This is a genomic window from Mesorhizobium sp. B264B1B (genome assembly GCF_020165765.1).
Lineage (GTDB): Bacteria > Pseudomonadota > Alphaproteobacteria > Rhizobiales > Rhizobiaceae > Mesorhizobium.
Window position 1 is genome coordinate 1 of sequence record NZ_JAIUIS010000017.1, and the last position, 24943, is coordinate 24943.

General features: G+C 58.2%; 16 protein-coding genes and 1 pseudogene. 13 read left to right on the forward strand and 4 right to left on the reverse strand.

Going from position 1 to position 24943, the window contains the following annotated elements:
* Positions 1 to 296: pseudogene (locus tag LB547_RS26910) on the reverse strand (molybdate ABC transporter permease subunit); the annotation flags it as partial.
* Positions 297 to 902: 606 nt separating this feature from the next.
* Between LB547_RS26910 and LB547_RS26915 the strand changes: the two are divergent.
* From LB547_RS26915 to LB547_RS26925, 3 genes are all read left to right on the forward strand, one after another.
* Positions 903 to 1577 carry a hypothetical protein gene (locus LB547_RS26915; RefSeq protein WP_140498426.1) on the forward strand — a complete coding sequence of 225 codons (675 nt, stop codon included), beginning with the start codon at positions 903 to 905 and terminating at the stop codon, positions 1575 to 1577.
* A gap of 537 nt (positions 1578 to 2114) precedes the next feature.
* On the forward strand, positions 2115 to 3464 hold the full coding sequence (locus LB547_RS26920) for a UDP-glucose dehydrogenase family protein (RefSeq protein WP_140513535.1): 1350 nt from the start codon (positions 2115 to 2117) through the stop codon (positions 3462 to 3464).
* Positions 3461 to 4489, forward strand: a complete 1029-nt coding sequence (locus tag LB547_RS26925; protein ID WP_140581285.1) for an NAD-dependent epimerase/dehydratase family protein — start codon at positions 3461 to 3463, stop codon at positions 4487 to 4489. Before LB547_RS26920 ends, LB547_RS26925 begins: the two co-directional genes overlap by 4 nt.
* 57 nt (positions 4490 to 4546) lie before the next feature.
* Here the strand turns inward: LB547_RS26925 and LB547_RS26930 are convergent, their stop codons facing one another.
* The gene (locus LB547_RS26930) at positions 4547 to 5446 is read right to left on the reverse strand and encodes a formyltransferase family protein (RefSeq protein WP_140498428.1); all 900 of its coding nucleotides are present in this window, start codon (positions 5444 to 5446) and stop codon (positions 4547 to 4549) included.
* Between the two features lie 433 nt (positions 5447 to 5879).
* On the opposite strand from LB547_RS26930, the gene LB547_RS26935 reads away from it, so the two are divergent.
* The 8 genes from LB547_RS26935 (at position 5880) to LB547_RS26975 (ending at position 18376) form a co-directional block, all read left to right on the forward strand.
* Complete coding sequence (locus LB547_RS26935; RefSeq protein ID WP_140513529.1) at positions 5880 to 6863, forward strand: sulfotransferase domain-containing protein; 984 nt, start codon at positions 5880 to 5882, stop codon at positions 6861 to 6863.
* 17 nt (positions 6864 to 6880) lie between these two features.
* Positions 6881 to 7984, forward strand: coding sequence for a glycosyltransferase family 4 protein (locus LB547_RS26940; protein ID WP_140525323.1), 1104 nt, complete (start codon positions 6881 to 6883; stop codon positions 7982 to 7984).
* Positions 7985 to 8358: 374 nt separating this feature from the next.
* Positions 8359 to 10179, forward strand: coding sequence for a sugar transferase (locus tag LB547_RS32570; protein WP_140513525.1), 1821 nt, complete (start codon positions 8359 to 8361; stop codon positions 10177 to 10179).
* A gap of 288 nt (positions 10180 to 10467) precedes the next feature.
* A complete protein-coding gene (locus LB547_RS26950) occupies positions 10468 to 11871 on the forward strand; it encodes a lipopolysaccharide biosynthesis protein (protein WP_224655977.1) in 1404 nt (467 codons plus the stop codon).
* Complete coding sequence (gene cysD / locus LB547_RS26955; RefSeq protein ID WP_224619688.1) at positions 11872 to 12867, forward strand: sulfate adenylyltransferase subunit CysD; 996 nt, start codon at positions 11872 to 11874, stop codon at positions 12865 to 12867.
* Positions 12867 to 14798, forward strand: a complete 1932-nt coding sequence (gene cysN / locus LB547_RS26960; RefSeq protein WP_140498433.1) for a sulfate adenylyltransferase subunit CysN — start codon at positions 12867 to 12869, stop codon at positions 14796 to 14798. Before cysD ends, cysN begins: the two co-directional genes overlap by 1 nt.
* Before the next feature lie 6 nt (positions 14799 to 14804).
* On the forward strand, positions 14805 to 16022 hold the full coding sequence (locus LB547_RS26965) for a glycosyltransferase family 4 protein (protein ID WP_140498434.1): 1218 nt from the start codon (positions 14805 to 14807) through the stop codon (positions 16020 to 16022).
* A 155-nt stretch (positions 16023 to 16177) separates the two neighbouring features.
* Positions 16178 to 18376, forward strand: a complete 2199-nt coding sequence (locus LB547_RS26975) for an acyltransferase family protein (protein WP_140498435.1) — start codon at positions 16178 to 16180, stop codon at positions 18374 to 18376.
* Between the two features lie 98 nt (positions 18377 to 18474).
* Here LB547_RS26975 and LB547_RS26980 read toward each other — a convergent pair whose 3' ends face one another.
* A complete protein-coding gene (locus LB547_RS26980) occupies positions 18475 to 19353 on the reverse strand; it encodes a sulfotransferase domain-containing protein (protein WP_140498436.1) in 879 nt (292 codons plus the stop codon).
* A gap of 435 nt (positions 19354 to 19788) precedes the next feature.
* Between LB547_RS26980 and LB547_RS26985 the strand changes: the two genes are divergently transcribed.
* Both LB547_RS26985 and LB547_RS26990 read left to right on the forward strand, forming a co-directional pair.
* Positions 19789 to 21945 (forward strand): nucleoside-diphosphate sugar epimerase/dehydratase, encoded by a 2157-nt coding sequence (locus LB547_RS26985; RefSeq protein ID WP_140633013.1) that lies wholly within the window; start codon positions 19789 to 19791, stop codon positions 21943 to 21945.
* A gap of 20 nt (positions 21946 to 21965) precedes the next feature.
* On the forward strand, positions 21966 to 23420 hold the full coding sequence (locus LB547_RS26990; protein ID WP_140763091.1) for a hypothetical protein: 1455 nt from the start codon (positions 21966 to 21968) through the stop codon (positions 23418 to 23420).
* 105 nt (positions 23421 to 23525) lie between these two features.
* Here LB547_RS26990 and LB547_RS26995 read toward each other — a convergent pair whose 3' ends face one another.
* Complete coding sequence (locus LB547_RS26995) at positions 23526 to 24866, reverse strand: O-antigen ligase family protein (protein ID WP_181165376.1); 1341 nt, start codon at positions 24864 to 24866, stop codon at positions 23526 to 23528.
* Positions 24867 to 24943 lie beyond the last annotated feature (77 nt).

The following is a 24943-nucleotide window of genomic DNA, read 5'->3' on the forward strand; positions in this document are numbered from 1 at the left end:
CGCACCAGCACCCAGGCGACCAGCGTGCCGAACACGACATTGACGGCGGCCGCGACAAAGGCGGTGCCGAAGCTGATCTCCAGCGCGTTGATGGTGCGCCGGTCGGTGGCGATCGCCCAGAAATCGGTCCAGCCGAGCGCCGCGGAGCGCCAGACCAGCCCCGACAGCGGAATGAGGATGATGAGGGTAAGGTAGGCAAGCGAGAAGCCGAGCGTCAATCCGAAACCCGGAATGACGCTCGGCTGTCGAAATCGCCAACCCGCCCGAGCGGGTGCTGTGATGGCCACTGCTGTCATGGAGTTCCGGATCGCCCCACTCTTCAAGCCAGATTGCCCTTCGCTATGACTTCAAGAGCCTTGGGCGTGCAAGTTCGTTGAAAGATACGGCGCCTACTTCCATTCGCCCAAAGGCGTGTGGATTTTCTTCCTTCGCCGTCATTCGGGCTTTCTCCAGCTCTTCTGACTACTCCTTACTGCGCAGGTCTCCAGGTCTGGTTGGATGAGCACCATCACCGAAATGATAGGGTACGCGCATTCTTCAATCGTCGAAAAATTAAGCCAGAAGCTTGCATGTCGCGACCAGCGTTGGGTCCCGAGCATCCACCGCGCGCATACCGCCCGGCAGACGGCGTTCGGCGGATCGGACGGCAGAATTTGCAGACGTCGTCGTGTGGACCAGGCGACGCCGACAATGACGAAAGCGAAGCTATGGCAGCAAGTAGTAGCGAACACAATCGCGCGCGGATCAGCCGACAGTCGGAAGTGGGACCCTTGCTCAAAAGAATAGGTTGGCCACGCCACTAAGATATCTCACGCGTTCCCGTGATGGCCTTCTACGCAATACAAAACCAACGCATCATGGAGCGCATGAATCAGATTAGAAATCCGCCTGGGGAGGAGGATATGAAAAACATCTCAAATGACCTGATGGAAATTGCCGGCCGAATTCGCCCTGCGCGGGAAGCCTTCGCGGAGGCGGACAGGAGGAGGGTCGAATCCGCTTTGGAGGCAGGACGACTTCTTTGCCAGGCCAAGGACGACTGCCTGCACCAGCAATGGATGGCTTTCCTGAGATGGGCCGATATGGATGAACAAGAGGCTCGAAAGCTGATGCAGCTTGCCCGCGCGGGACTGACATCGTGCGTCGTTTCGGAAATCGGCGGCATCGATGCGGCACTGGCCTATCTTGTGGAGGCAAGATTGCCCGAGCCGGAAGAGTGCCTGACCGTGGGCCGCGTAGGCTGGCCGGAAAAGAACACGCCCTTCGCGATTATCAAACCCAATGCCGCGCATCCCGGCTATTACGATATCGCCATTGCCGACATGTGGGCCAATCCAGCAACGGTTTTCTCATCGAGAAAGCCGCTTCGGGGGGAAAGCATGAGGCAAGCCGACGGGTCGTTCTTCAACAGCCTCTGGCATATTGTCGATCGTGAATTGGATGTCCCGCATTCGCAGCGCGAGTTCCAGATGATGCCGGCGGATCTGTTCTCGCGAGATGGTGCCTTCCTCTTCGCCAAGCCTGTCTCCGCGGCTGACAGTGCGACGGAAAGCGAGGCCCACAGCTACATTCTTTGAATGTTCGCCGGCAAACGCGACCGCGCAGCCCCGCAACAATTCCATTGCATGGACCGGAAAATCGCCCTGCCGGCCTCGGCGTGCTCTGCCTAGCGTTGTTCGTCACGGCAGAACACTCCAGCGCGCAGTCTCACCCGGACGAAGATCTATCATGCTCAGGCGAGGCTGTTCGAGGGCAATTTCCTGACTCGGCTCCCGGACGGCAAGTTGAAGCGAGAACCGAACTACCTCTAAGAGCATGGCAAAAAGACCAAACGGCCGCCGACCGGAATTTTGACGGAAAATGAACTCAAGCAATCGACGCGCCAATGAAGCGCCGTCAGCCGGCTTGCAGCCGAGCGTGGCTGCGCGCCGGATCATCTCGTCTCGTCCATTTGCAATGGCCATCAGCACTTAGCGTTGTCAAACCGCGCCAGACGACCGTCCGGGCCCATACCAGGTCTCGGAAGTGGTAATGTCTTATCCGATTGCGCACTCCATTTTCTTGGCCGCTGCTGGCTTAATCGCGTCAGTTGTCATCATCAGAGTGGCGGTTACATGCGCATCGCGATTGTTGGTTCGGGTTACGTGGGTCTTGTATCGGGCGCTTGCCTGGCTGATTTCGGCCATCAAGTCGTCTGCGTCGATAAGGCGGAGGCCAAGATTGCCGATCTCCAGGCCGGAAGAATGCCGATCTATGAGCCAGGTCTCGACGACCTCGTCGACAAGAATTCCGCGAGCGGCCAGCTCACCTTCACCAGCATGCTTACAGCGGCAGTCGCCGATGCGGACGTGGTGTTCATTGCCGTCGGGACGCCTTCGAGGCGAGGCGACGGCCATGCCGATCTGTCCTATGTCTACGAAGCGGCCCGGGAAATCGCGGCCGCTGTTCACGGGTTCACCGTGGTGGCAATCAAATCCACGGTGCCGGTGGGCACGGGGGATGAGGTCGAACGGATCATTCGCCAATGCAATCCCCTGGCCGATGTGGCCGTCGTCTCCAACCCGGAATTCCTGCGCGAAGGAGCCGCGATCGACGACTTCAAACGACCAGACCGGATCGTTATCGGCCTCCCGTCGGACGAGCGTGGCCGGGAGGTGATGGCGGAGGTGTATCGGCCGCTCTATCTCAACCAGGCACCCATCCTGTTTACCGGCCGCCGCACGTCCGAGCTGATCAAATATGCGGCCAACGCCTTCCTGGCGCTCAAGATCACGTTCATCAACGAGATCGCGGATCTCTGCGAGAGCGTGGGCGCGAACGTGCGCGAGGTAGCGCGGGGCATCGGGCTCGACAATCGCATCGGCTCAAAGTTCCTGCACGCCGGCCCGGGCTATGGAGGATCCTGTTTTCCAAAAGACACGCTGGCTTTGGTCAAGACGGCGCAGGACAGCGGCGCGCCATTGCGCCTGATCGAAACGACGGTTGCCGTGAACGACCAGCGAAAACGCACCATGGCGCGCAAGATCGTATTTGCCTGCGGCGGAGATGTCCGCGCAAAGACAGTGGCCTTGCTGGGTCTTACCTTCAAACCCAACACCGATGACATCCGTGAAGCGCCTTCCCTCTCGATCATCCAGGCCTTGATCGATTTTGGAGCACATGTCCGAGTGTATGACCCCGAAGGCATGGAACAGGCGAAAATCGTGCTCGGCACAAGCGTAAGCTATGCCGAAGGCGCCTATGAATGCGCCGAGGGCGCCGACGCGCTGGTCATCGTGACCGAGTGGAATCAGTTCCGCGCCCTGGATTTTGAACGACTGTCCCGCACGATGTCGAAACGGGTGGTGGTCGACCTGCGCAACATTTACCGGCGGGAAGACATCTCCAAGCACGGCTTCGAGTACGTGAATATCGGTGAGGGAGCGGTCGGAGACAAGGCAGTTTTCGCCGCGGCCGCGGAATGAGGTATCTGGTCACCGGCACCGCAGGATTCATCGGTTTTCACCTGGCGCGCCGGCTGCTCGACGACGGTCATCGCGTCACCGGCTTCGACGGCATGACGCCATACTATGACATCGTCCTGAAGCAGTCCCGACACGCCCTGCTTGAAAGATACGACGCCTTTCGCGCCCATATCGGCCAACTGGAAGACCTGGATGCCCTTCGCCGCGCCGCGGACTCCGCCCGGCCCGATGTGATCGTGCATCTGGCCGCGCAGGCCGGTGTCCGCTACTCAATCGACAATCCGCGAAGTTACACGGACAGCAATCTCGTCGGCTCGTTCAACGTCCTTGAGCTTGCGCGTGATCTCAAGCCCCGGCATTTGCTCCTTGCGTCCACGAGCTCGGCCTATGGAGCGAACGACAAGATGCCATTCGTCGAAACCGACAAGGCTGATTGGCCGTTAACCTTCTATGCGGCCACGAAGAAGGCGATGGAGGCGATGGCGCACTCCTATTCACATATCTTCGGAACGCCGACCACATGTTTCCGCTTCTTCACCGTATACGGCCCCTGGGGCCGGCCCGACATGGCGCTCTTCAAATTTGTCGACGCGATCGAGAACGGCCGTCCGATCGAAGTGTATGGCGAAGGCCTGATGAAGCGCGATTTCACTTATATCGATGATCTCGTCGAAGCCATCGTCCGACTCGTCGAATGCACGCCTGCGACAGGTCGCGCGGCGTCCGCTCCCGGCGTCGTCGACACGCTGTCACCCGTCGCGCCGTGGCGTGTCGTCAACATAGGCGGCGGCGAGCCTGTCGGGCTGCTGCCTTTCATCAAGACGATCGAGAACTGCCTGGGCAAACGCGCCATCCGCAAGATGTTGCCGATGCAGGCTGGCGACATGCGGGCAACCTATGCCGACCCCCGCCTGCTGGAGACCCTTACGGGCTTTCGCCCTTGCACCAGCGTCGAGGACGGGGTGACCGCCTTCGTACGCTGGTATCTGGAAGAACGGCCGTCGCGGCCGACAATCGCCGCCTGAAGCGCGCAGACCTGTGCTCCGTGCACGCGCCTAGGTCCTTGGCGCGACACAGGTTGGTCATGCCGAGGCCAGCTTGGCATGTATCCTGGGCCTTTCGCCATGCCAGGATGTCACCTCAATGGCGGCTCCGTCTCCACAAAGCACTGTAAAGCCGCTGTCGGTATGAGTTTGGACCTGGCCGGTCAGCCCGATATGGCGCCCAGGCGGGGCAAACATGCGCGCCTTGTCGATCACGATCTTGGCACCGGCAGTGAAAGTGAAGGCGCCCGGATAGGGATCGCCGATGGCGCGGACGAAACGAAGGACATTCTCGGCAGCATCGCTCCAGTCGATTATTCCGTCATCGGCCGTGCGCTTTGCGCAATAGCTGGCAAGGGATTCGTCCTGCGCGACGCCCACGGCCTTGTCACGACTTATCGCCGAAACGACAAGCGGCGTCATCTCGAACAGTGCCTGCTTGTGCTTGTCGTAAAGCGAGCGCGCGGTCTCGTCCGGTGCCACGGCAAAAAGCTTCTGGAGGACGATAGGGCCACTGTCGACACCCTCGTCGAGCCGGAAGAAAGTCGAGCCCGTCTCCTTTTCATTCGCAATGATCGTCCAGGGGATCACCGCCCTGCCCCGAAAACGCGGTAACGGCGCCGGGTGAAAGCCGATCGAGCCATATCGGGCGACCGAGCGAAATTCGCCGCGGCAGATTTGCGACCAGCCGACCACCATCGTCAAATCGGGCCGCTCGGCTTCGAGCCTGTCGATCGTGTCGGGCGCATTGATGTCCTTGGTCAGGTGGACCGCGGCCCCGGCCAGACGTGCCGGCCCCGCCAGATCGACGAAATCGGAATGGCGTTTGGAAGCTTCGCCCGCAAGGGTGACAAGCAGCGAAGGCGTCATGCCAGCTTCGACAAGGGCATCGAATGCGACCCGAGATCCCTCCACCGCACCGACAAAGGCTATGCGCATGAATTCAAGGCTCCAACTCACCGGCGTGAGCGATAGATGGACACAGATCTCTTCTATTGTCTGCTTCGTTTCTGCGCCCAAGTCCTCCTTTAGAGGTAAACGGCAGCCGGCGATGCATCCCTATGTGCAACTCGTCCCTTCAAAGAAAGCTGGGTATTTAGGGGTTGCGACAGCGGGATTGGAATACGCGATGGACAGCTTCGCCGGCTTGGCATTTCTGGATCGCAGCGCCATTACAGTCGGGAAGGGCGGATCTGATCTGCTACGCATGGCGATCCTGCTTTCTGGACGCCGACGCATTTGTGCTTTCGTCCCGCTACGAAGATTGCGCGGTACCACTCAAGGCCATGGCCGGCAGCCCGCCCATCGCGTCCTTCGACTGCGACGTCATACATGCTGCGCTACGATCCCCAAGGACTGAAGACCTGTCACCATGCTGACGACCACCCGTCTGACATTGCATAAGATCGACGCCCGGATCAGGATGACCTGGGCTGCGTCGGGCGCAGACGCGTTTCTTGTCTCCTATCCCGAATCCGGAGCAACCCAGCTTAGACATATCCTTTCGGAATACTTTCGTCGCCACGCCAACGGCGAAAATGTCCATCTTTCGCCAATGTTCGAGGTTCTTCCGGATTTCGATCTCGATCCGACGAGGGGCATCCCGGCTTTTCGTTACACAGATGAGCGCCATCGTGTGCCGCTCGTCCTGGTTTCGCACCTCACCTATAGACGCTCGCTTTTTCTCAACCGACCCATCATCTTCATGACTCGAGATCCGCGCGACGTAATCGTGTCAGCTTATTTCGATGCCACACGTCACAAACGCTGCTTCGAAGGCACCATGGACGCGTTCATTGCCGATCGCGAACAAGGCCTGCCGGCTCTGATAGTATATCTGAATGATTGGGGTAGAGGTCTAAAGCATCACGTAAGTGCAGTATTGGGCTATGGGGAACTGACGGAAGACCCTATGGGTGCCTGCACGCGTATCCTGAGATTTCTCGGCCACACACCGTCCGTGCGCGCGCTTCAGGATTCTATCGACGCCTCGCGTTTCGATGTAATGCGTGAGCATGAGATGGCGGGCGGCCTAGCGGCCCACGATGGCGAAAGCCAGCATGCGCGTCCCGGCAAGGTCGGCGGCTTTTCCGATCATCTTAGTGATGCGCAAGCCGAACTCATTGAGCAGACCTGCATCGACTGGCTAACTCCAGCCGCGATCGAACTGCTTGCCCGTGGCGGAACGCGGCTCGCATGCGGCTGGTATGAACTTCGCCGCCAATTCATGGATGAACACGGCCAAGGCGAGACGATCAAGAGAGATCTTCCTGTCGTCGAATCCCTTTCCACCAATCCATGCAGCAACTTGGCGGAGATCGCCGAGAAGTATGGAAATAATCCATCGACGTCCTGACGTTAAGAGGGGAGTAAATGCGACTTGCGATTGTGCAGGCGGGCCTGGGTGCAGGAGGGACGGAGCGCGTCGTCAGTCTGCTTGCCGCAGATCGATGCAGGCGCGGAGATGAAGTCCATCTATTTGCTTTCGTGGGAGAGCAAGACAAGAGCTATTTTGCCCTGCACCCGAAGGTCACCGTCCACAGACTTGTAGAGGATGGAGCTTCGCGGCTTTCGAAACTCGGATTTGTCCGCAGCTTGCGGCGCGTGGTCGTGTTGCGCGCGGAATTCAAGCAGCTTCAGCCCACTCTGATCGTTTCATTTCTAACAAAGATTAATATTCTTTGCCTGCTGGCGGCGAAAAATCTTGGCATCCGGGTTATTATCTCGGAAAGAAACAATCCCAAAGCGCAGAAAAAACACGCCGCTTGGCGGCTCGTTTCTGGCATCATACTTCGGCAGGCGGATCGGCTCGTCATGCAGACTGATGCGATTGTCAAGACGCTTCCGGATACGCTCAGAAAAAAAGCCCACGTTATCGGAAATCCTTGCGAGGTCATCGGAAATCCGTGCGAGGCGACCGATGCCTACAAAGACCATGGCAATGAGATGTTTCGCCTGGTCGCCGTCGGACGCCTGGTGGAACAGAAAGGCTTCGACACGCTGATAAAGGCATTTGCTAAAGTCGCCAGCGAATTTCCGGCATGGGCGTTGACAATCTTCGGCGAGGGACCTGATCGGGTTCTTCTTCAACGTCAGATCGATGCGTTGGATTTGGAGGACAGGGTAAAGCTTGCCGGCATTACCGAGCGTCCGGGCGAATGGGCGCGCGACGCCTCCCTCTTTGTCCTGCCGTCACGCTACGAAGGCTTTCCCAACGTGCTGATCGAGGCGATGGCGGCAGGCCTGCCCGTCGTCGCAACAGACTGCGATTTCGGTCCATCCGAAATCATCGAACCAGGCGTTTCGGGTCTGCTGGTACCAGTCGACGATGTTGCCGAGTTGGCATCCGCGATGGCATGCCTGATGCGAAACAATGCTCTTCGCCACAAAATGGGTAGATCGGCCCGGAAAACGATCGATCGGTTCTCAATGCAGCAGATTGCGGAAAAATGGGACTCCGCTTTGACGAAATTCTGAAAATGAAGGCAATCGATCACGAACTCAGTTATTCAGGTTCGCGATCTACGAATGAAAAATATCCGATCCCGGACAAGAACACCTCGAGCGTTTTCAAATCTGGCGCACATATCCTGATGTTCATCCGGAGAATGATCTTTGATAGGCGCACTTTACAGCCAATGTAACTAAAAGCGGCGACCTGTCGCGCGTGGAAGGCAATGCCCGCACATCGTCCCTGATTGGGATCGGTCTCAAGACACAAGGCTACATGTAGACTTTCGAGATTGTGTCCCGTGGCGTGGCTTGGCTTTTGACCACTACGAAGCCTTGCGGTTGGCCAGAGGACGTATCAGCGAGCCGCGGCAGGCATGCTGATGAAAGGAGCATCGCTCATGAAACGCACGTTCGACCTGCTCGGTGCCGCCTGCCTTCTGCTGCTGATGTCGCCCTTCATCGCGGTGCTTTCAATAGCAGTCGCGCTGCTTCTTGGGCGGCCTGTTTTTTTCCGCCAGGAACGTCCCGGCCTGCACGGGAAACCATTCAAGATAATCAAGTTCAGAACGATGACCGATCGTCGGGATCGTCATGGCCGGCTGCTTCCCGATGCTGACAGGCTGACTGGCTTTGGCAGCTTTCTGCGCGCAAGCAGCCTTGATGAGCTGCCCGAATTGATCAATGTATTGCGGGGTGAGATGAGCCTCGTCGGGCCTCGTCCCCTCTTGATGGAGTATCTCCCCCGCTATAGCCCTGAGCAGGCGCGTCGTCACCAAGTCATTCCCGGCATCACAGGTTTGGCGCAGGTGAACGGCCGCAACGCACTTGATTGGGAGAACCGCTTCGTCCTGGACGTCTGGTATGTCGATCACCGGACCTTCGCACTTGACCTGAAAATTCTCTGCCTGACCTTTTACAAGATCTTCACCCGAGAGGGGATAAGCGCCGCGGGACACGCCACCATGCCCGAGTTCATGGGCTCGCAGGTTTTGCAGTCGGGCGGGCCGTTGAGGACGTCTGGATCGCGCCTGCCACGGTTGGCCGCAAGGGTTGCAGCCATCGGTATTCTGCTAGAACTTGGGACTGCCGCTTTCGTTTTTGTTGTCGATCCATATGGGATCAACCATCATCTGGAGATTCCTGATTTCAATGCCGAAAAGACACATCGCCTTTCGATCGGTACGACAGCCGAGCGCTCACTACGTCTATGGCTCACCGACTACGACACTTTGATCCTCGGCGGCTCGCGGGCGCGCGTCGGGCTTGATCCCGCCGGACCGAGCCTAGCTAGGCTGAAGGCCTACAATGCCGCGGTTCCGCATGCGAGCATGGTCGAACTCTATGACATTGGCATGTTCGCCCTGGCTCACGGCGCACCCCGCCGGATGATCGTCAATCTCGATTTCTCCATGTTTGAGGCGGACCGAACGGAAACCCAAGATTTTCCGGAGTCCGGCTTTGCCGGAGTTCCAATGCCTATCGTTTATGCGCGGTCCCTGTTCTCCCCCGAAAGCTTTATCGACGCTTTGCGGACGGTGCACGCCAACAGCATTGGATTTCGGGAGACCGACAAGGAAGACGGTTTTCACCAGATCATGTTGGCACATAATTACAGCTACAGACAGGTGTCCGACCAGAGGCTGAATCGGTTGATGGCGGAGTTTTCGTCTCCCGGCAGCTTCGATTATGACATCACTAGAATCGGCCTGTTGCATGACCTGCTGGATCGTCTCACCGCCGCTGGAGTAGACGTCACGCTCTTCATTTCGCCGATACATGCTCGTCAGATGGAAGCACTCAGGGCCATGGGGCTACTCCCGGTTTACGACCGCTGGCGTGTGGATCTGACGTATACCGTAAGTCAGGTCAACGCATCCAAGACAGCCACGTCTGAAGTGAAACTGTGGGATTTTAGCGGCTATAACTCCGTTACAATGGAAGACATTCCGGATCCGGGCGATCGTCATCAGACGATGCGGTGGTACTGGAGCTCTGCGCGTTACACTCCGGCCTTGGGAGAGTTGATGCTGGATCGCATGCTCGGCCAAGCCTATTCGGGCCCGTCGGATTTCGGCATATCTCTTACCGGATCCAACCTTAGATCAATCCTCGACCAACAGCGAAAGAGGCGCACCATATATGTCGTGCTTCATCCCGAGGAGATTAATAGGATATGGAGCCGTTTGCTTTTATTTAAATTTACAAAGCCAAATATCTAGGCAATTTTCTCTTTATTAGTTCGGTATGTCTTATAGTTCTACTTTTTTGTTCCGCATATATTTAGCGATAAAACGGCCATGAAGCTGCTACCGCTAATGGGGTAGGCCATCGGTCGTAGCGGCGATCAGGTCCTAGCTTATTGGGGTTGCGACAGGACCAAACTTGGTCGTGGCGGCTTTCTGGTTTCTGCCGATGATGGATGCATCGGCAGAAACAATCCCGGAGAACGACCAAGGGACGCGTACTGCCGATCAAGAATGAGCGGGGCGACTTTGGCTACGGTTGCGATGATCGGAAGACTGACTCGACGGGTGCTGCAAGCTGCCAGGCGCAAGAGTGCGGGCCGCACGCGCCTGGCCAATATCGCACACCTTCTGACCGGCAATTTTCTTGGCTCATTGCTGGCGCTTGTAGCCTTTACGCTTTCAGCACGAGCGCTTGGCGTGACGAACTATGGTGAGCTTGCATTGATCATCGCGTTCACAAGGGTCGTCGAGCGCGTTGTCAGCTTCCAGTCGTGGCAGCCAATTATCAAATACGCAGCCGGCATGAACGCATCCGAGGGCCACGAGAATTTGCGCGTCCTCATGAAGTTCGGCCTGCTTATCGATGTCGGCGCCGCTGTCAGCGCCTGGGTCGTCGCCATTGGCGCGGCCCTTCTCATTGCGCCGGTTTTCGGTTGGTCGACGCAAATTGTGCATCTTCTTGTTCTCTACTCCAGCGTTCTGCTATTTCAGATTTCCGGCGTCCCCGTGGCTGTCCAACGCATGGCCGGCAACTTTCGCCTCCTCGCCTATGGGCAGCTGCTCAACGCCGTTCTGCGCGTATTGCTGTGTCTGCTCGGCGTGCTGCTCAACGGCGATCTCGCTTACTTCACGGCGGTTTGGGCCGGAACGCAGATCCTCGGCTCCCTGGCGCTCCTGACGCTGACCATGCGCGCGCTACACAGGCAGGGTGTCCACAATGTCCTGGGCGCGCCTTTGGCCGGCATCACACGCCGCTTCCCTGGCATCTGGAATTTCGCGTGGTCGTCGAACATCTCACTCACTTTGCGCGCGAGCGCGCAAGAACTCGATACGCTGCTGGTGGGATGGCTAGCCGACCCGGCCTCGGCTGGCTTGTACCAGATCGCCAAGCGTATAGGCCGCGTCGGCCAGCAAGTAGGCCCGCAGGTGCAAAACGTTCTCTATCCCGATGTCGCCCGCCTTTGGGCAAAAGGCAGCATCGAGGAATTCAAGCGGGTGATTTTTCAGACCGAAGCCATGCTGCTCTGCTTTGGCGTCATTTGCGTCCTGGTCGTGGCGGTGCTCATCCGGCCGCTGCTCGCCTGGACCGCGGGACCGGAGTTCATAGGCGCAGCCAGCCTCGTCATCGTGCAGATGGTGGCGGTCACGTTCGTGCTTTCGGGCTCAGCCGCCCGCTCGGCGCTGCTTGCCATGGGCCGGCAACGTGAGGTGTTGCGCATTGTTGTCGTTGCCACAGCCGCCTTCCACGTGACGGCCCTCCTGCTCATCCCGCGGATCGGCGCGATGGGGGGCAATATTGCCCATATCGTCCTGGGCATTCTGTGGGCCTTCGGCCTGGCGCTTTCGTTGCGACAGGCGCTCAAGACCGCCCATCATCCCGACCGGCAAACCCCGCCGGCGGACGCTCTCAACCAAGCAAGTCTTGCCCCTTCAAAGGCGATCTAGATGTCTCTTGCACCTCAAGCTCTTGCGCCTCAAGCCCAGGCACCTCAAGCCCTGGTCACTTTGCCTGCAGCGCAGCGGCGCTCGCCTTCCTCTCCTTCGTGGCTCACACATCTGCAACGACTCGAGGCTGAATCAATCCATATCATTCGCGAGGTCGTCGCCGAACTGCGCAACCCGGTGATGTTGTATTCGGTGGGCAAGGACTCGGCCGTAATGCTCCATCTCGCGATGAAGGCCTTCTATCCGTCGCAACTGCCGTTCCCCCTTCTCCACATCGACACGACGTGGAAATTCAAAGAAATGATCCGTTTCCGCGACGAGACTGTCGCGCGGCTTGGCCTGAAGCTGCTGGTGCGTCGCAACGAGGCCGGCCTGGCCGAAGGGATCACGCCATTTACACATGGCTCGTCGACCTACACGCAGATCATGAAGACGGAGGCGCTGAAATCGGCACTGACCTCGCTCGGCTTCGACGCCGCTTTCGGCGGCGCGCGGCGCGACGAGGAAAAGAGCCGCGCGAAAGAACGGGTGTTTTCGCTGCGCAGCGATAGCCATGGCTGGGATCCAAAGAACCAGCGCCCGGAACTATGGAACCTCTACAACGGCCGGCTGAAACCAGGGGAGTCCGTCCGGGTCTTTCCTCTCTCGAACTGGACCGAAACCGACATATGGCAGTACATCATGAGGGAGAACATCCCCATCGTCTCGCTGTATTTCGCGGCCAAACGCCCTGTGGTGGAGCGCGACGGACAGTTGATCATGGTGGACGACGATCGTCTGCCGCTCCGCCCAGGCGAATCCCCCGAAATGCGCTCGGTACGCTTCCGCACGCTTGGCTGCTATCCCCTCACCGCGGCCACTGAAAGCACTGCCGCGTCTGTTCCCGAAGTGCTCCAGGAAATGCTTGTCGTGAGGACCTCCGAGCGATCAGGTCGGCTGATCGACCATGACGAGGCAACCTCGATGGAAAAGAAAAAGCGCGAGGGGTACTTCTGATGCTGGGTTTTGCTCAAACCGCGGAACTCGAATCTTCTTCGATAGACGAGATCACTTCGCAATATCTTGCTGTCCACGAGAAGAAGAGCCTGCTGCGATTTTTGACATGCGGCAGCGTGGACGACGGCAAGTCGACGCTGATCGGCAGGCTGCTCTACGACACGAAGCTGCTGATGGAAGACCAGCTTGCCACACTTACCCGCGATTCCCAACGCCACGGCACAACCGGCGGCGATCTCGACTTCGCCCTTCTGGTCGACGGTCTGGCCAGCGAGCGCGAACAGGGCATTACGATCGACGTGGCCTATCGTTTCTTCGCCACGGAACGGCGCAAATTCATAGTCGCCGACACGCCCGGCCATGAGCAATACACCCGCAACATGGCTACTGGCGCATCCAATGCCGACCTGGCGATCATTCTTGTCGATGCGCGGCAGGGCATTCTGACCCAGACACGCCGACATTCCTTCATCGTTTCGCTGCTCGGAATCCGGCATGTCGTCCTTGCGGTCAACAAAATCGACCTGGTCGATTATTCGCAAACGGTATTCGACGAGATCGAGGCGACCTATCGAAGCTTCGCGGAACCGCTTGGCTTCGCGTCTCTGGATGCCATCCCGCTGTCGGCGCGTTATGGCGACAATGTTCTTTCGAAAGGCGAGAACCTGCCCTGGTATCGGGGCCCGACGCTCATCGAGCATCTGGAAACCGTCGAGGTGGAACGAGACCGCCGTAGCGCGCCTTTCCGGATGCCGGTGCAATGGGTCAATCGCCCGAACCTCGACTTTCGCGGGTTTGCCGGCACCATCGCCGCCGGCGTGATCCGGCCGGGAGACCGTGTGGTCGTGGCACGATCCGGCGTGACGAGCCTGGTCAAGCGCATCGTCACCCAGGACGGAGACCTGTCGGAGGCAGCGGCCGGCGAGGCTGTCACGCTGACGCTCGAAGACGAGATCGACGTTTCTCGCGGCGACGTCCTGGCGGGGGCGGCGGAGCGCCCGGAAGTGTCAGACCAGTTTGCGGCCCATCTGCTCTGGATGCACGAGGATCCATTGATCCCCGGCCGCCCGTATCTGATCAAGCTCGCCACCAGCGTGGTGGGTGCGAGCGTTACGCAGATAAAACACCGGGTTGACATCAATAATTTTGCAAAACTGGCAGCAAAAACCCTCGAGAAGAACGACGTCGGCTTCGTCAACTTGACGACACAGGCACCGCTCGCCTTCGACCCGTTCTCTAACGTGCACGAAACCGGCGCGTTCATCGTCATCGACCGGATCAACAACCACACGGTCGGTGCCGGAATGATCGACTTCAGTCTGCGCAGGGCGAACAACGTCCATTGGCAAGCACTGGATGTCGACATGAATGCGCGGGCGATCGCCAAAGGTCAAAAGCCCGTGGTGCTGTGGTTCACAGGCCTGTCGGGCTCCGGAAAGTCGACGATCGCGAATCTCGTGGAGAAGCGCCTCCATGCGATGGGGAGGCACACCTACCTTCTGGACGGCGACAATGTTCGCCATGGCTTGAATCGAGATCTCGGCTTTACCGACGCGGATCGCGTGGAGAACATTCGTCGCGTCGCCGAGGCCGCCAAGCTGATGGTCGACGCGGGGCTGATAGCGCTCACTTCATTCATTTCGCCATTCCAGGCGGAGCGGCGGATGGCGCGCGACCTCTTCGGCCCAGGGCAGTTTATCGAGATCTTCATCGACACACCACTGGAGGTCGCTGAAAGCCGCGACCCGAAGGGCCTTTATCGACGCGCCCGAAATGGGTTGATCCAGAATTTCACGGGCATCGGCAGTCCCTATGAGCGCCCGGAAGCGCCACAGATCACGGTTACGCCGGATCTGAGCGCCGAGGAGGCCGCGGAAGTGATCGTCAGCTACCTCGAACGAGGCAGCTACCTCGGAACCGCGACCGGGTAACAGGCGATGGTTGGAGGAGCTAGCCAAGGGCCGATACGGGTTTGCTTTCCATTTATCGGTGATGATGTCGGTGGAAGCCACATCTCGGCGCTCAAGCTCATCCAGAACCTCGATACATCGAAGGTCGTTCCGATTCTGGTGCTTCAGGAAACGGCCGGGCCTCTGGCGGCCTTTCTGCAAATGGAGGGCCAGCCCTTCACGGGTTTTCCGCTGCCGACGACTTCGCCTGGAAAGGGAATAATCCCCGGCGATGTCATGACCTATCTGACCAGTACGCTTCCGCGCATGCGGCGTTTCATCAAGGAGCAGAAGTTCGATATCGTTCACACCAATGACGGCAGGACGCATGTGAATTGGGGCATTGCGGCGAGACTGGCAGGTGCTCGGCTGGTTTGGCATCATCGCGGCGACCCCGACGCCAAGGGCGCTAACGTGCTTGCGCCGCTCATCGCGCATCGCATGGTGACGGTGTCGCGATTTTCGCGACCGCGGCATCCGATCAGATCCCTCAAGGGACGGCTCAGCGTCATCCATAGTCCCTTCGACCATCCGTCGACTGTGCCTGACAGGATCGCGGCCAAGGCCGCACTTCTGGACGAGCTAGGCCTTGCACCAGGAACACGCGTCCTGAGCTTCATCGGCGGGCTGATCGAACGAAAGCGGCCGCTCCTCTTCATCGATATCCTTGATCGTTTCGTGCGGGAGCATCCGCAAATCCCGGTCGTCGGCTGCGTGTTCGGGAATTCACCCGCGGGCTCGCAAGATCTTGAAGCGGCCGCCCGCGTGCGCTGCGCCGAGCGCGGGCTCGGCCAAACGGTGCGCTTCATGGGTTTTCGCAACCCGATCGAACCTTTCCTCGCGGCAACGGATGTTCTGGTGGTTCCCGCCATGGGAGAGCCCTTCGGCCGAACCCTTATCGAGGCGATGTTTCTTGGGACGCCGGTGGTTGCAACCGATCATGGCGGCAATCCGGAAGCTATCGAGAACGGGCGGACCGGATTTCTGGTCACACCGGAAGACGCCGGGGCCTTCATGGAGCCGCTATCGCGGTTGCTGTCCAATCCGCCGCTCTGGGCCCGGATCAGCGATGCAGCCCGCGACCACGCCTTCTTCTCTTACAGCACGCACCGCCATGTCGAAAATGTCATGAAGATCTATGACAGGGCGCTTTGCTCCCGCAAAGCCGGCTTGGCGACCGACCTAACCAGCGAAATCGGCGGTTAAAGGATTTTCGCAATGCGGGTACAGCACATCGATTTCCTTGTCATCGGAGCCGCAAAAAGCACAACGACCTGGCTGCAGCAGCAGCTTCAGGCCGATCCGAGCGTCAGCACGCCGGCATCCTGATAGACGCATCCAAGGGAAGGGCCTCCTTTGACATGAGTGAGTTTCACGAAAAGTCAGCTGCGCCATTGACATATGGTTCCCCCGGCATTGATCGAGGTCTGCCGTACGAAGCCCATCATCCTGCTCGCAATGCGAACCAAGACACGGGAGCCGCCCAGAGTGGGATCGTGGCCACGACCCCGGCCGGCCAAGTTGGATATCGCCGCGAAATTGACGGCCTGAGGGCGATCGCAGTCGTTCTGGTGATCCTCTACCATTCAGGGCTTCGCGTCGCGGGCCTTGACCCCTTTGCGGGCGGTTTTATTGGCGTTGATGTCTTTTTTGTTATTAGCGGCTATCTGATTGGCTCGATTGTACAGCGGGAAGTCATGGATGGGACTTTCTCGTTCGCCAATTTTTACGAGCGTCGCGCGAGACGGATCCTACCTGCGCTGTATACCGTCTTAGCAGTAACGATCCCCTTCGCTTGGCTATATATGCTGCCGAGTGCCTTTAGAGACTATTCTGCGAGCCTTTTGGCAACCGTGTTTTCAGCCTCCAATCTATATTTCTGGCATGTTGCGAGCTATGACGCAGCCGACAATCTTTTTCGTCCATTAATTCACACCTGGAGCTTGGGAGTCGAAGAACAGTTCTACGTGATCTTCCCTTGCTTTCTTCTACTGGTGTGGAAATTTTCTCGGAAATTTTTAACAGCCATCCTGTGCATTGGGCTCGTCGTTTCGTTCATTCTTGCGGAGTGGATGACGCGGCATTTTCCGGACGCATCTTTTTTTCTACTGCCAACCCGAATCTGGGAACTAGGGTTGGGGGTGTTTCTGGCAAGACGTGAATTGACTGGCGGCCGGCTTGTGTCGATGCGCTCTTCGCGAGTCGCGCCTGCGGTCGGTTTGGCGCTCCTGATCTGCTCGGTGCCGCTGATGCGGCCGCAGTGGCACCACCCGGGACTTGTGACGCTGATCCCGGTTGCAGGAACGGCATTGCTTATCTGGTATACAGGGCACGGCGATCCCATTACACGAGCGCTTTCCTCCCAACCGTTTGTATTTGTCGGCCTGATATCATATTCCCTTTATCTTTGGCATCAGCCGATATTTGCTTTCGGCAGAATGAGCGCAACCGATTCTGTCGGTGGTGTGATGGTACTTTGTTGGATTTTGATGTCAGTTATACTTGCCATTGCGACTTACCGCTTCGTCGAGATTCCGACCCGTAGCAGAAAGCGAACCAGCAGGCACGTTATATGGCTGATTGCCTCACTAGGGGCCGTACTACTCAGCGGGGGCGGATACTACTGGTATGTCCAAAATGGCCTGCCAAGTCGTTTTGCAGACGGCCTGGCCCCGATTGCCGCTGCATCCGATATTCGCGAGGCTCAGATCTTTCAGAACGGGAAGAGCTGTCTCAACTTTGCGCCTGAACAGGGTCCTTGTACCTTTCATGGCTCGAATCCCGAGGGCTATGCTCTTGTTAGTTTGGGTGACTCTCACGCTCGCACTCTGCTTGGTCCGATGCGAGACAGCCTCGATGACTACCGAGATATCGCCTCGTTCACACCGCTCAATCGAGGCGGCTGCGTATTTCTTCTCGGTCTGCAAAGGGTCGACGTGGACCAACCGGGTTGTCCAGGCGACTACAATGACAAGAGGCTCGACTACATAGGCAGGCTGAAGCGACCGATAGCCGTGCTCTTGTGGCGTCTCCCCATTCTCGTGGAGCAGAGCCGTTACAACAATGGCGAGGGGGGAATCGAGCCGGGCGACGATCACCCGCATTTGGCCAAGCTGGGTGAAACCGGGCCCGCCGATCCGGCTGCAGTCGCCACGGCCATTTCCCGCACCATAAACACACTTCTGGAGCGCGGGGTGAAAGTTGTCTTAGTCTATCCTGTCCCGGAGATGGGTTGGAACGTCCCGCAGGTGCTTCTCATGCGGGCCAGACGCCAGAACGATCCTGCAGCTTATATGCAGGCGGACCCGATTTCGGTTTCCTACGGGGATTTCCGCCGGCGAACGCAACGGACATACGCATTATACGATAATGTCGGATCCGATCCAAATCTCGTGCGTGTGTATCCGGAGAAGGCCTTCTGCGATCAACAGCGCTGTTTCGCCAATCGAGGCTCTCAGATTTTTTATCGGGACGATAACCATCTCAGCGAGACCGGCGCGTCCAAGCTCAACGTTTTGATCATGGACGCCATCAAAGCACGGTGGGGAAATGACCGATGACAGGCGAAGGAAGAGCCGTGGACTTTTTCGACCGGGAAGTCTTATGCGACGTCCCAGCACAGAAGCGACAAGGCTGCGCCTTGCAGTAGAGCTCGACGCTATGCCTTGCGGTGGTATATTTCGAAATACGGGTCCAAAGAGCTGGCAATTCTCTCATCCATGTAAGCGATCTCGTCTCTGTTGAAATAGTCGACATAACCGCCAATTTTGCCCCGGCGCACCTTAAAACTGTCGGGATTCGACTGGTCCGTCGGGCGCATTCTTTCGTGACCGAAAGCGTCTGCCATTTCGATCTTTCGCAAATTCTCGAAAGAGCCAAAGGTTGTCGCCTCATCGAGGATCATCTCCGGCACGCCCTGAATGCCCAGAAAATCTAGCGCCGTGCGAAGCGCCGATTTTGGAGCTTGGCGCATATGTTCGTAGGACAGCATTTGAAATGCCTTCACCTTATCGCGGTTGTGCGCCCAAGCGTTGTAGAACGCTATGATGGAATCAATGCTGCCGACATCCTGGGCAAGAAACTCACTGATCGTTCCGTCAAACACCTTCATTCGGTGCGTTGCGTCGAAATAATATGAAACAAGCACGTCTCTCGGATCCCGAACCAGAAATAGGATCTTTTTTCCTGAATATTTTGACTTATCGGCCTGGATTTCGCTGGGACGCTTAAGGTTTGGGCTGTCGTCGTGAGAAAAGCCAATGCAGGGGATGTTCGACGAGATCTTCCAGAAATGCTGGATTTCCATCGGATTCTGCAGGTTAAGGCCGTAGTGTTTGTCGATGACGCGGCCAACCATGGTGCGCAGCCACGTTCTACCGCATTTCGGGTATGAAAGCACAAAGGAGTCACGCGACCAAAAGATCATCTGGCGGCGCAACGCTCCCAGGGGACCCGAGTAGCGTATTTTCTTTGGAACGACGGCTTCGCCAAGGAAAAAGGTAGCGTCGCGAAGATTGTTCTTCAACTGTCCGAGCATAGAAAGCTTCCTCTGCTAGCGTGAGTTTGGCGCATTGGCGGCGTCAACAATGAAGTGCCCGAAGACGGGACCGCCGGACCGAAACTCAAGCGACCATTTTAATCTCCGCCATTGTAAGCCATTGCGTCGGTGCAGCGAGACCTAGCTAGCTGGCTGGCCCGGACTGATGGGAGTACCTCTTTGGATTAACGCGGCAAAGTCCGCTTGCAGTTCCGATAGCCCCCCATGCACAAAAGCATGTGTTGCTTAGAAAGCGGGTAAAGCGCCCCATAGCAGCGATAAGATCGTAGCCTCGAATCCGAACGATTGCAGGCCAACCTGTTCTTGATTGAGCAAGGGACTGGCAGGCACGGATTTGTGCCTGCGAGTTCAAACAGCCGCATCTCTTGACGCGCTCTCTTGGGGCGCGGCGGCTAAGCTTTGTCGAGGTCTAGAATGAGCCAGTCAGATCAGCCGTTTGAGGCAATCAGTCCACTGGGAGGCCAATCCCTTTTGCTGGCCACTGCGATCGCTCTCGGCCGTCTCGTCAGCAAACCGCGGACGATTGTTCATGTGCTGTCTTACTTGCGCCGGCGGGTGACCGGGCGCGCCAAGGCCGTTGGCAAGAACCTTCATCTCTACATCATCGATCTGGCCCTGGCGCTGGCGGCACTGTCGTTTGCTTCATTCATGCGATTGGGCCTTGATGGAGAATTCACCGGTCCGGAAAGCCACGCTTCGTTGCTCTTCGCACTCCCTTGCTTCCTGCTTACATGCGCCGTGGTCTTCCCGGTGACTTGCCTCTACACCCGCAACTGGCGATATGCTTCTGTCGGCGACATGCTCGGTATCGTTCGCGCGGCATTCGTCACATCGCTGGCCTTCGTGTTCCTGATGTTTGTGGCTACACGGCTCGATTCGATCCCGCGCTCGGTGATAGTGATCCAGTTTCTGTTGCTCGTGCCGCTGCTTATTTCAGTTCGCATCCGCTCCAAGCTCGTTGAGCTAAGCCGCTTTGGTCCGACTGCGAACAGAGCGAAAAACGGACGCGACGTGGTCCCTGTGCTGCTGATCGGTGCAGGCGATGCGGCCGATCTTTATATTCGCGCGCTGCAGCGGGATCCGAATGCACGCCATTGGCCGGTCGGCGTGCTCGATAATGGCGCAACGACAGAGGGCTATTTCCTGCGCGGCGTGCCGGTTCTGGGCAGCATCGAAGACTTCGACATGGTCATCGGCGATCTGGAAGGTCGCGGCATCAAGCCCCGCCACGTGATTTTCACCGAAAGGGTGCCTGGCCTCGTCGACCCGATGCTTGAAGCGCTGATCGACCGGGCCGACCGTCTGGGCATCGCTGTCTCTCGCCCCGCCCCGGTCCTGGAACTGCGCAATCCTAAATATCAGAGTCGCTTCGACTTGCGCCCCATCGAACTTACCGACCTTCTGGAGAGGCCGCAGGCGGTTCTTGATAAAGATGCGTTGTCCCGAATGATCGAAAACAGGCGCATCGTCGTCACCGGCGCCGGAGGCTCGATCGGCGGAGAGCTCACGCAGCAGATTGCCGCGCTCGGCCCCACCGAAGTGGTCCTGATCGATAACAGCGAGTACAATCTGTACGCCATCGATCTGGAATTGGCGGAGAAATTCCCTAATGTGCGCCGGAAGCCATATATCTGCGACGTACGCGACCCTGTTCGCCTGGGCGAGATTTTCCGACGCCATCGCGTTGACCTGGTCTTCCACGCGGCGGCGCTCAAACATGTGCCGATGGTCGAGTTGAATCCCTGTGAGGGCATTCTTACCAACGTCATCGGTACTATGAACGTGGCAGAAGCGACCCGCCTTTGCGGCGCCAAGGCAATGGTCCAGATATCCACCGACAAGGTTGTGAACACGACCAGTGTCATGGGCGCTACCAAGCGCCTTGCGGAACTCTACTGCCAGTCCCTGGACCTCGCCTTCACCGCCGGCGATACCCCCGTCCGCTTCATGACCGTTCGTTTCGGCAATGTTCTGGGTTCAAGCGGGTCGCTGATCCCGCTGTTCAAGCGCCAACTCGCCCACGGCGGTCCGCTGACCGTGACCGACATGGAGATGAAGCGCTTCTTCATGACAATACGCGAGGCGGTTGAACTGACCTTGCAGGCATCGGCCCATGGTCTGGAGAAAAAACTCGGACAGGGCGAAATCTTCGTTCTCGACATGGGTGCGCCAATCAAGATCATCGACATGGCGCGCCGCATGATCAAGCTCGCGGGATTTCGGCCGGATGAGGACATCAAGATCAAGATTGTCGGCTGCCGGCCGGGAGAAAAGCTGTTCGAGGAACTCTTCGACGAAAGCGAAAGACGTGTCGACGTTCCGATTTCCGGAGTCTTGGGCGCCGTGCCCAACGCGATGCCGCTTGACACGCTTCGCAAGGGATTTTCGCAATTGCGTCGCTTGGCGAGGGCCGGCGACACTGAGGGAGTGTTAAATCTTGTTGCGGATATGCTTCCCAGTTACCGCAGAGAGGAAGCCAAGCCTGCGGCGGCGGTGACGGCGCCATTCGTGCCTCATGTGATCCTCGGTTCAGCCAAGGCAACCACGCGTCCACACGAGGCGGCCGCTTGAGGCCCAGCGGGAGCGCTGCCGTGCTAAGGCATATTGCCTCGGCTCTGTTTGTTGCGCTGTCGTGCGGCACTGCACTGGCCGGGGCGCCTCAACCTCAGCCGACAGTGGCCGAGGCACGGAAGGCGGTCGAGGCTGCCGGGGCCTATTTCCGCGATCATCTCGGTGTAGCGGGAACTTATGTATGGAAATATTCCCTCGACGGCCAAAAGAGGGTGGGCGAGGGCGGTACCGTGCCCGCGAGCGTTGGCTGGGTGCAGCCGCCTGGTACGCCGGCTGTCGGCGCTGCGTTCCTGCGCATTTTCGAGGTTACCGGCGACAAGCAATGGCTTCAGTCTGCCCAGGTCGTGGCAACCGCTCTGGTCAAGACTCAGCTGGAGTCCGGCGGATGGTTTTACAAGATCGAGACCGACCCGCAAAAGGCGGCGACATGGTGCTACCGCGCACTGAAGTTGGGCGGGAATACCTGTCGCGATATCAAGGACAATCCGCAACGCAACGAGACTGTCCTCGATGACAACAACACACAGAGCGTGCTGAATTTTCTGATGTGGTTCGACCTGGCGAGCGGCGGTTCGGATCCGGACGTCCGTTCCTGCATCGACAGGGCGCTTCATCGATTGATGCGGGTGCAATACCCGAATGGGGCCTTCCCGGTATTCTTCAAGGGAGCCGCGCCTGGGGCGGATGTAAAGGCTGCAGCCAAGGCGAGTATTCCGGCCAGTTGGTCTCACGAGTGGCAGAAGCCTGATCGTCCGCCCTATTTCATCATCAATGACAATCTTCCCCGCGATATGGGTCGTCTCTTTCTCAACGCCTACCGCACATATCACGATCCCGCATATCTCAAGACGGCGGAGAAGATCGGTGATTTTCTCCTTGCAGCCCAGTTGCCCGCGCCACAACAGGGCTGGGCTCAGGGTTACGATCGTTCCATGCAGCCGGTTTGGGGACGCAGGTTTGAGCCGCCAGCGGTCGTCTCGCGCGAAACCGCCGGCAACATCGATTACCTGATCGAGTTGAACGAGCAAAACAGGGATGCGCGGTTGCTGCACGCGGCGACGACTGCAGCCACCTGGCTACAGGCGGCGCGCCTGTCCGACGGCAGTTGGGCACGTTTCTACGAACTCAACACCAACCGGCCGCTTTACATCGATGAGGGCGGCCAAGTGACGTTCGACGACATGGACCTCCTGAAACACTACGGCATGAAAACCGGTGCAGAGATCGAGCCGGTGTTCGCTCGGCTCGAGAGTGCAACGCGGGGGCAGAGAGTTTCACGTCAACGACTGTGGATCAGTGCCGCGGATGAGTTGAGTGCTGGCGAACTGAATTTAAAGGTGCGTCAGCTCGTCGACAGTCAGGATACCCAGGGACGCTGGGTTGAGGGCCGGTTTATCGAGGGAGAAGACTTCGTCGAGGGCGTGTTCGCCCTCGCTCGTTTCATCTCCGCGCAAGCATCAGAGCCGGCGAAATAGCTTCTATATATCGCTCGCTCTTGCCATGGGGAGACCCTGACCAGATCTTCCGGGTGCGCCGATTTTAGCCTTTGTAGGAGCTGGAAAGCTCGGCTGGTGGGCCCCTTAGATCGGCCTGCGTAGGAAAGGCCGCGAACGACCGTACTTGGAGCGAGTACCGCGAAGAAAGCGCGTGACCGTTCTTGAAGCTGGGCCGTCGCGCAAAATCGCAACACTGGGCGCCATTCCAAGCAGCAGAGGCACGAGAAAGAAACGACTGTAAAGATGTGGTAGCGCATTTGCCAGCGCCGCGAAGAGGAGAACTGTCGTCGCCGTGCAAATGGCGGATACCTTGCCTTCACGACTCCGAGCGGCAAGGATGGCGATGGTGATGCCTGCCACGAGCAGGAGCAGAAAACCGATGAATCCGGGCAGCCCTGCCTCGACCCATATGAGGAGGTAGGTGTTGTGGACCGGGGCGTGCAATTCGCTGACCTGCCGATACTGGTCGGCACCGATACCAAGCAGTGAATTATTGTCCGCTTTGCCAATGGCCTCATGGATGAGCCGCATACGGTCTGCAAACGTGCCAGCCTCATCGAGGTCACCATTCTGCAGCGCATTCAGCACGCGGTGTTGGAAGACCTCGGGCAAGAAGTCGCGGCCCCAGGTAACGGCAATGAAGAATGCGGCGAGCGAGGTCACCGCTAAAGAAATGATGCGGCGCCACGAGCCCGTCGCGACTACGAAGATGGTGACCGCAAAGACAAGGCCGATCAGGCCGGTATTGGATCCTGTCAAAATAATGCCATAACCAAAAAGCGGCAGTCCGACCCAAAGCCAGCGAGGCCTTATGCAACCTGACGCCACCAGCCACAACATTAGCGGGACAGAGAGCGCTATCAGCGTTGCGCACTCATTCTCGCGTTCCACCCAACCCTGGAAACGACCATTGCCGCTGACAAAGACGGTGCCGCGTTGCTTGAGGATGTCGATTATCACTATCCCCTGCAGACACATCACGGCGATCGAGCAAAGAAATGATTTCATCAAGAGAACGATTTCCGCCCAGGGCCTCGACACGATCATGAAGGCCAGGAGAAAGTAAGCGTACAGATATTGCGCCGAGATGATGAAGCCTCGCTGCGGATCTCCGTGGATCAGACTGCTTAGCAGCAGCATCCCGCATAGTAGGGCGATGCCGATATTCCATAGAAACGTCCCCGCGCCCAAGGGAGAGATCGAAAAGGATTTCCCGAGTATGGCTGCGAATACGGCCGCGAGAGCGAAGCCGTCGCTGATGGTAAAATAGAATGCATCAAACCGAAGAATATTGAAGGGCGTGAGAAAGACGGACGCCACGGCGAACCAGAGCCCGAGTCTCCCGGCTACCTCTGGCAACGATGTGACGGCCGGTTTGGGGCCGGGCCTTGTCCAATAATGGCGAGGAGCCCTGGCGTAGTTCATCCTCACTCCTGAATCTGCTTGAGAGTCCTTTTCGCCAGCCCTCATTGGGCCTGCAGTTCAGCCTATCTGCCAAGATA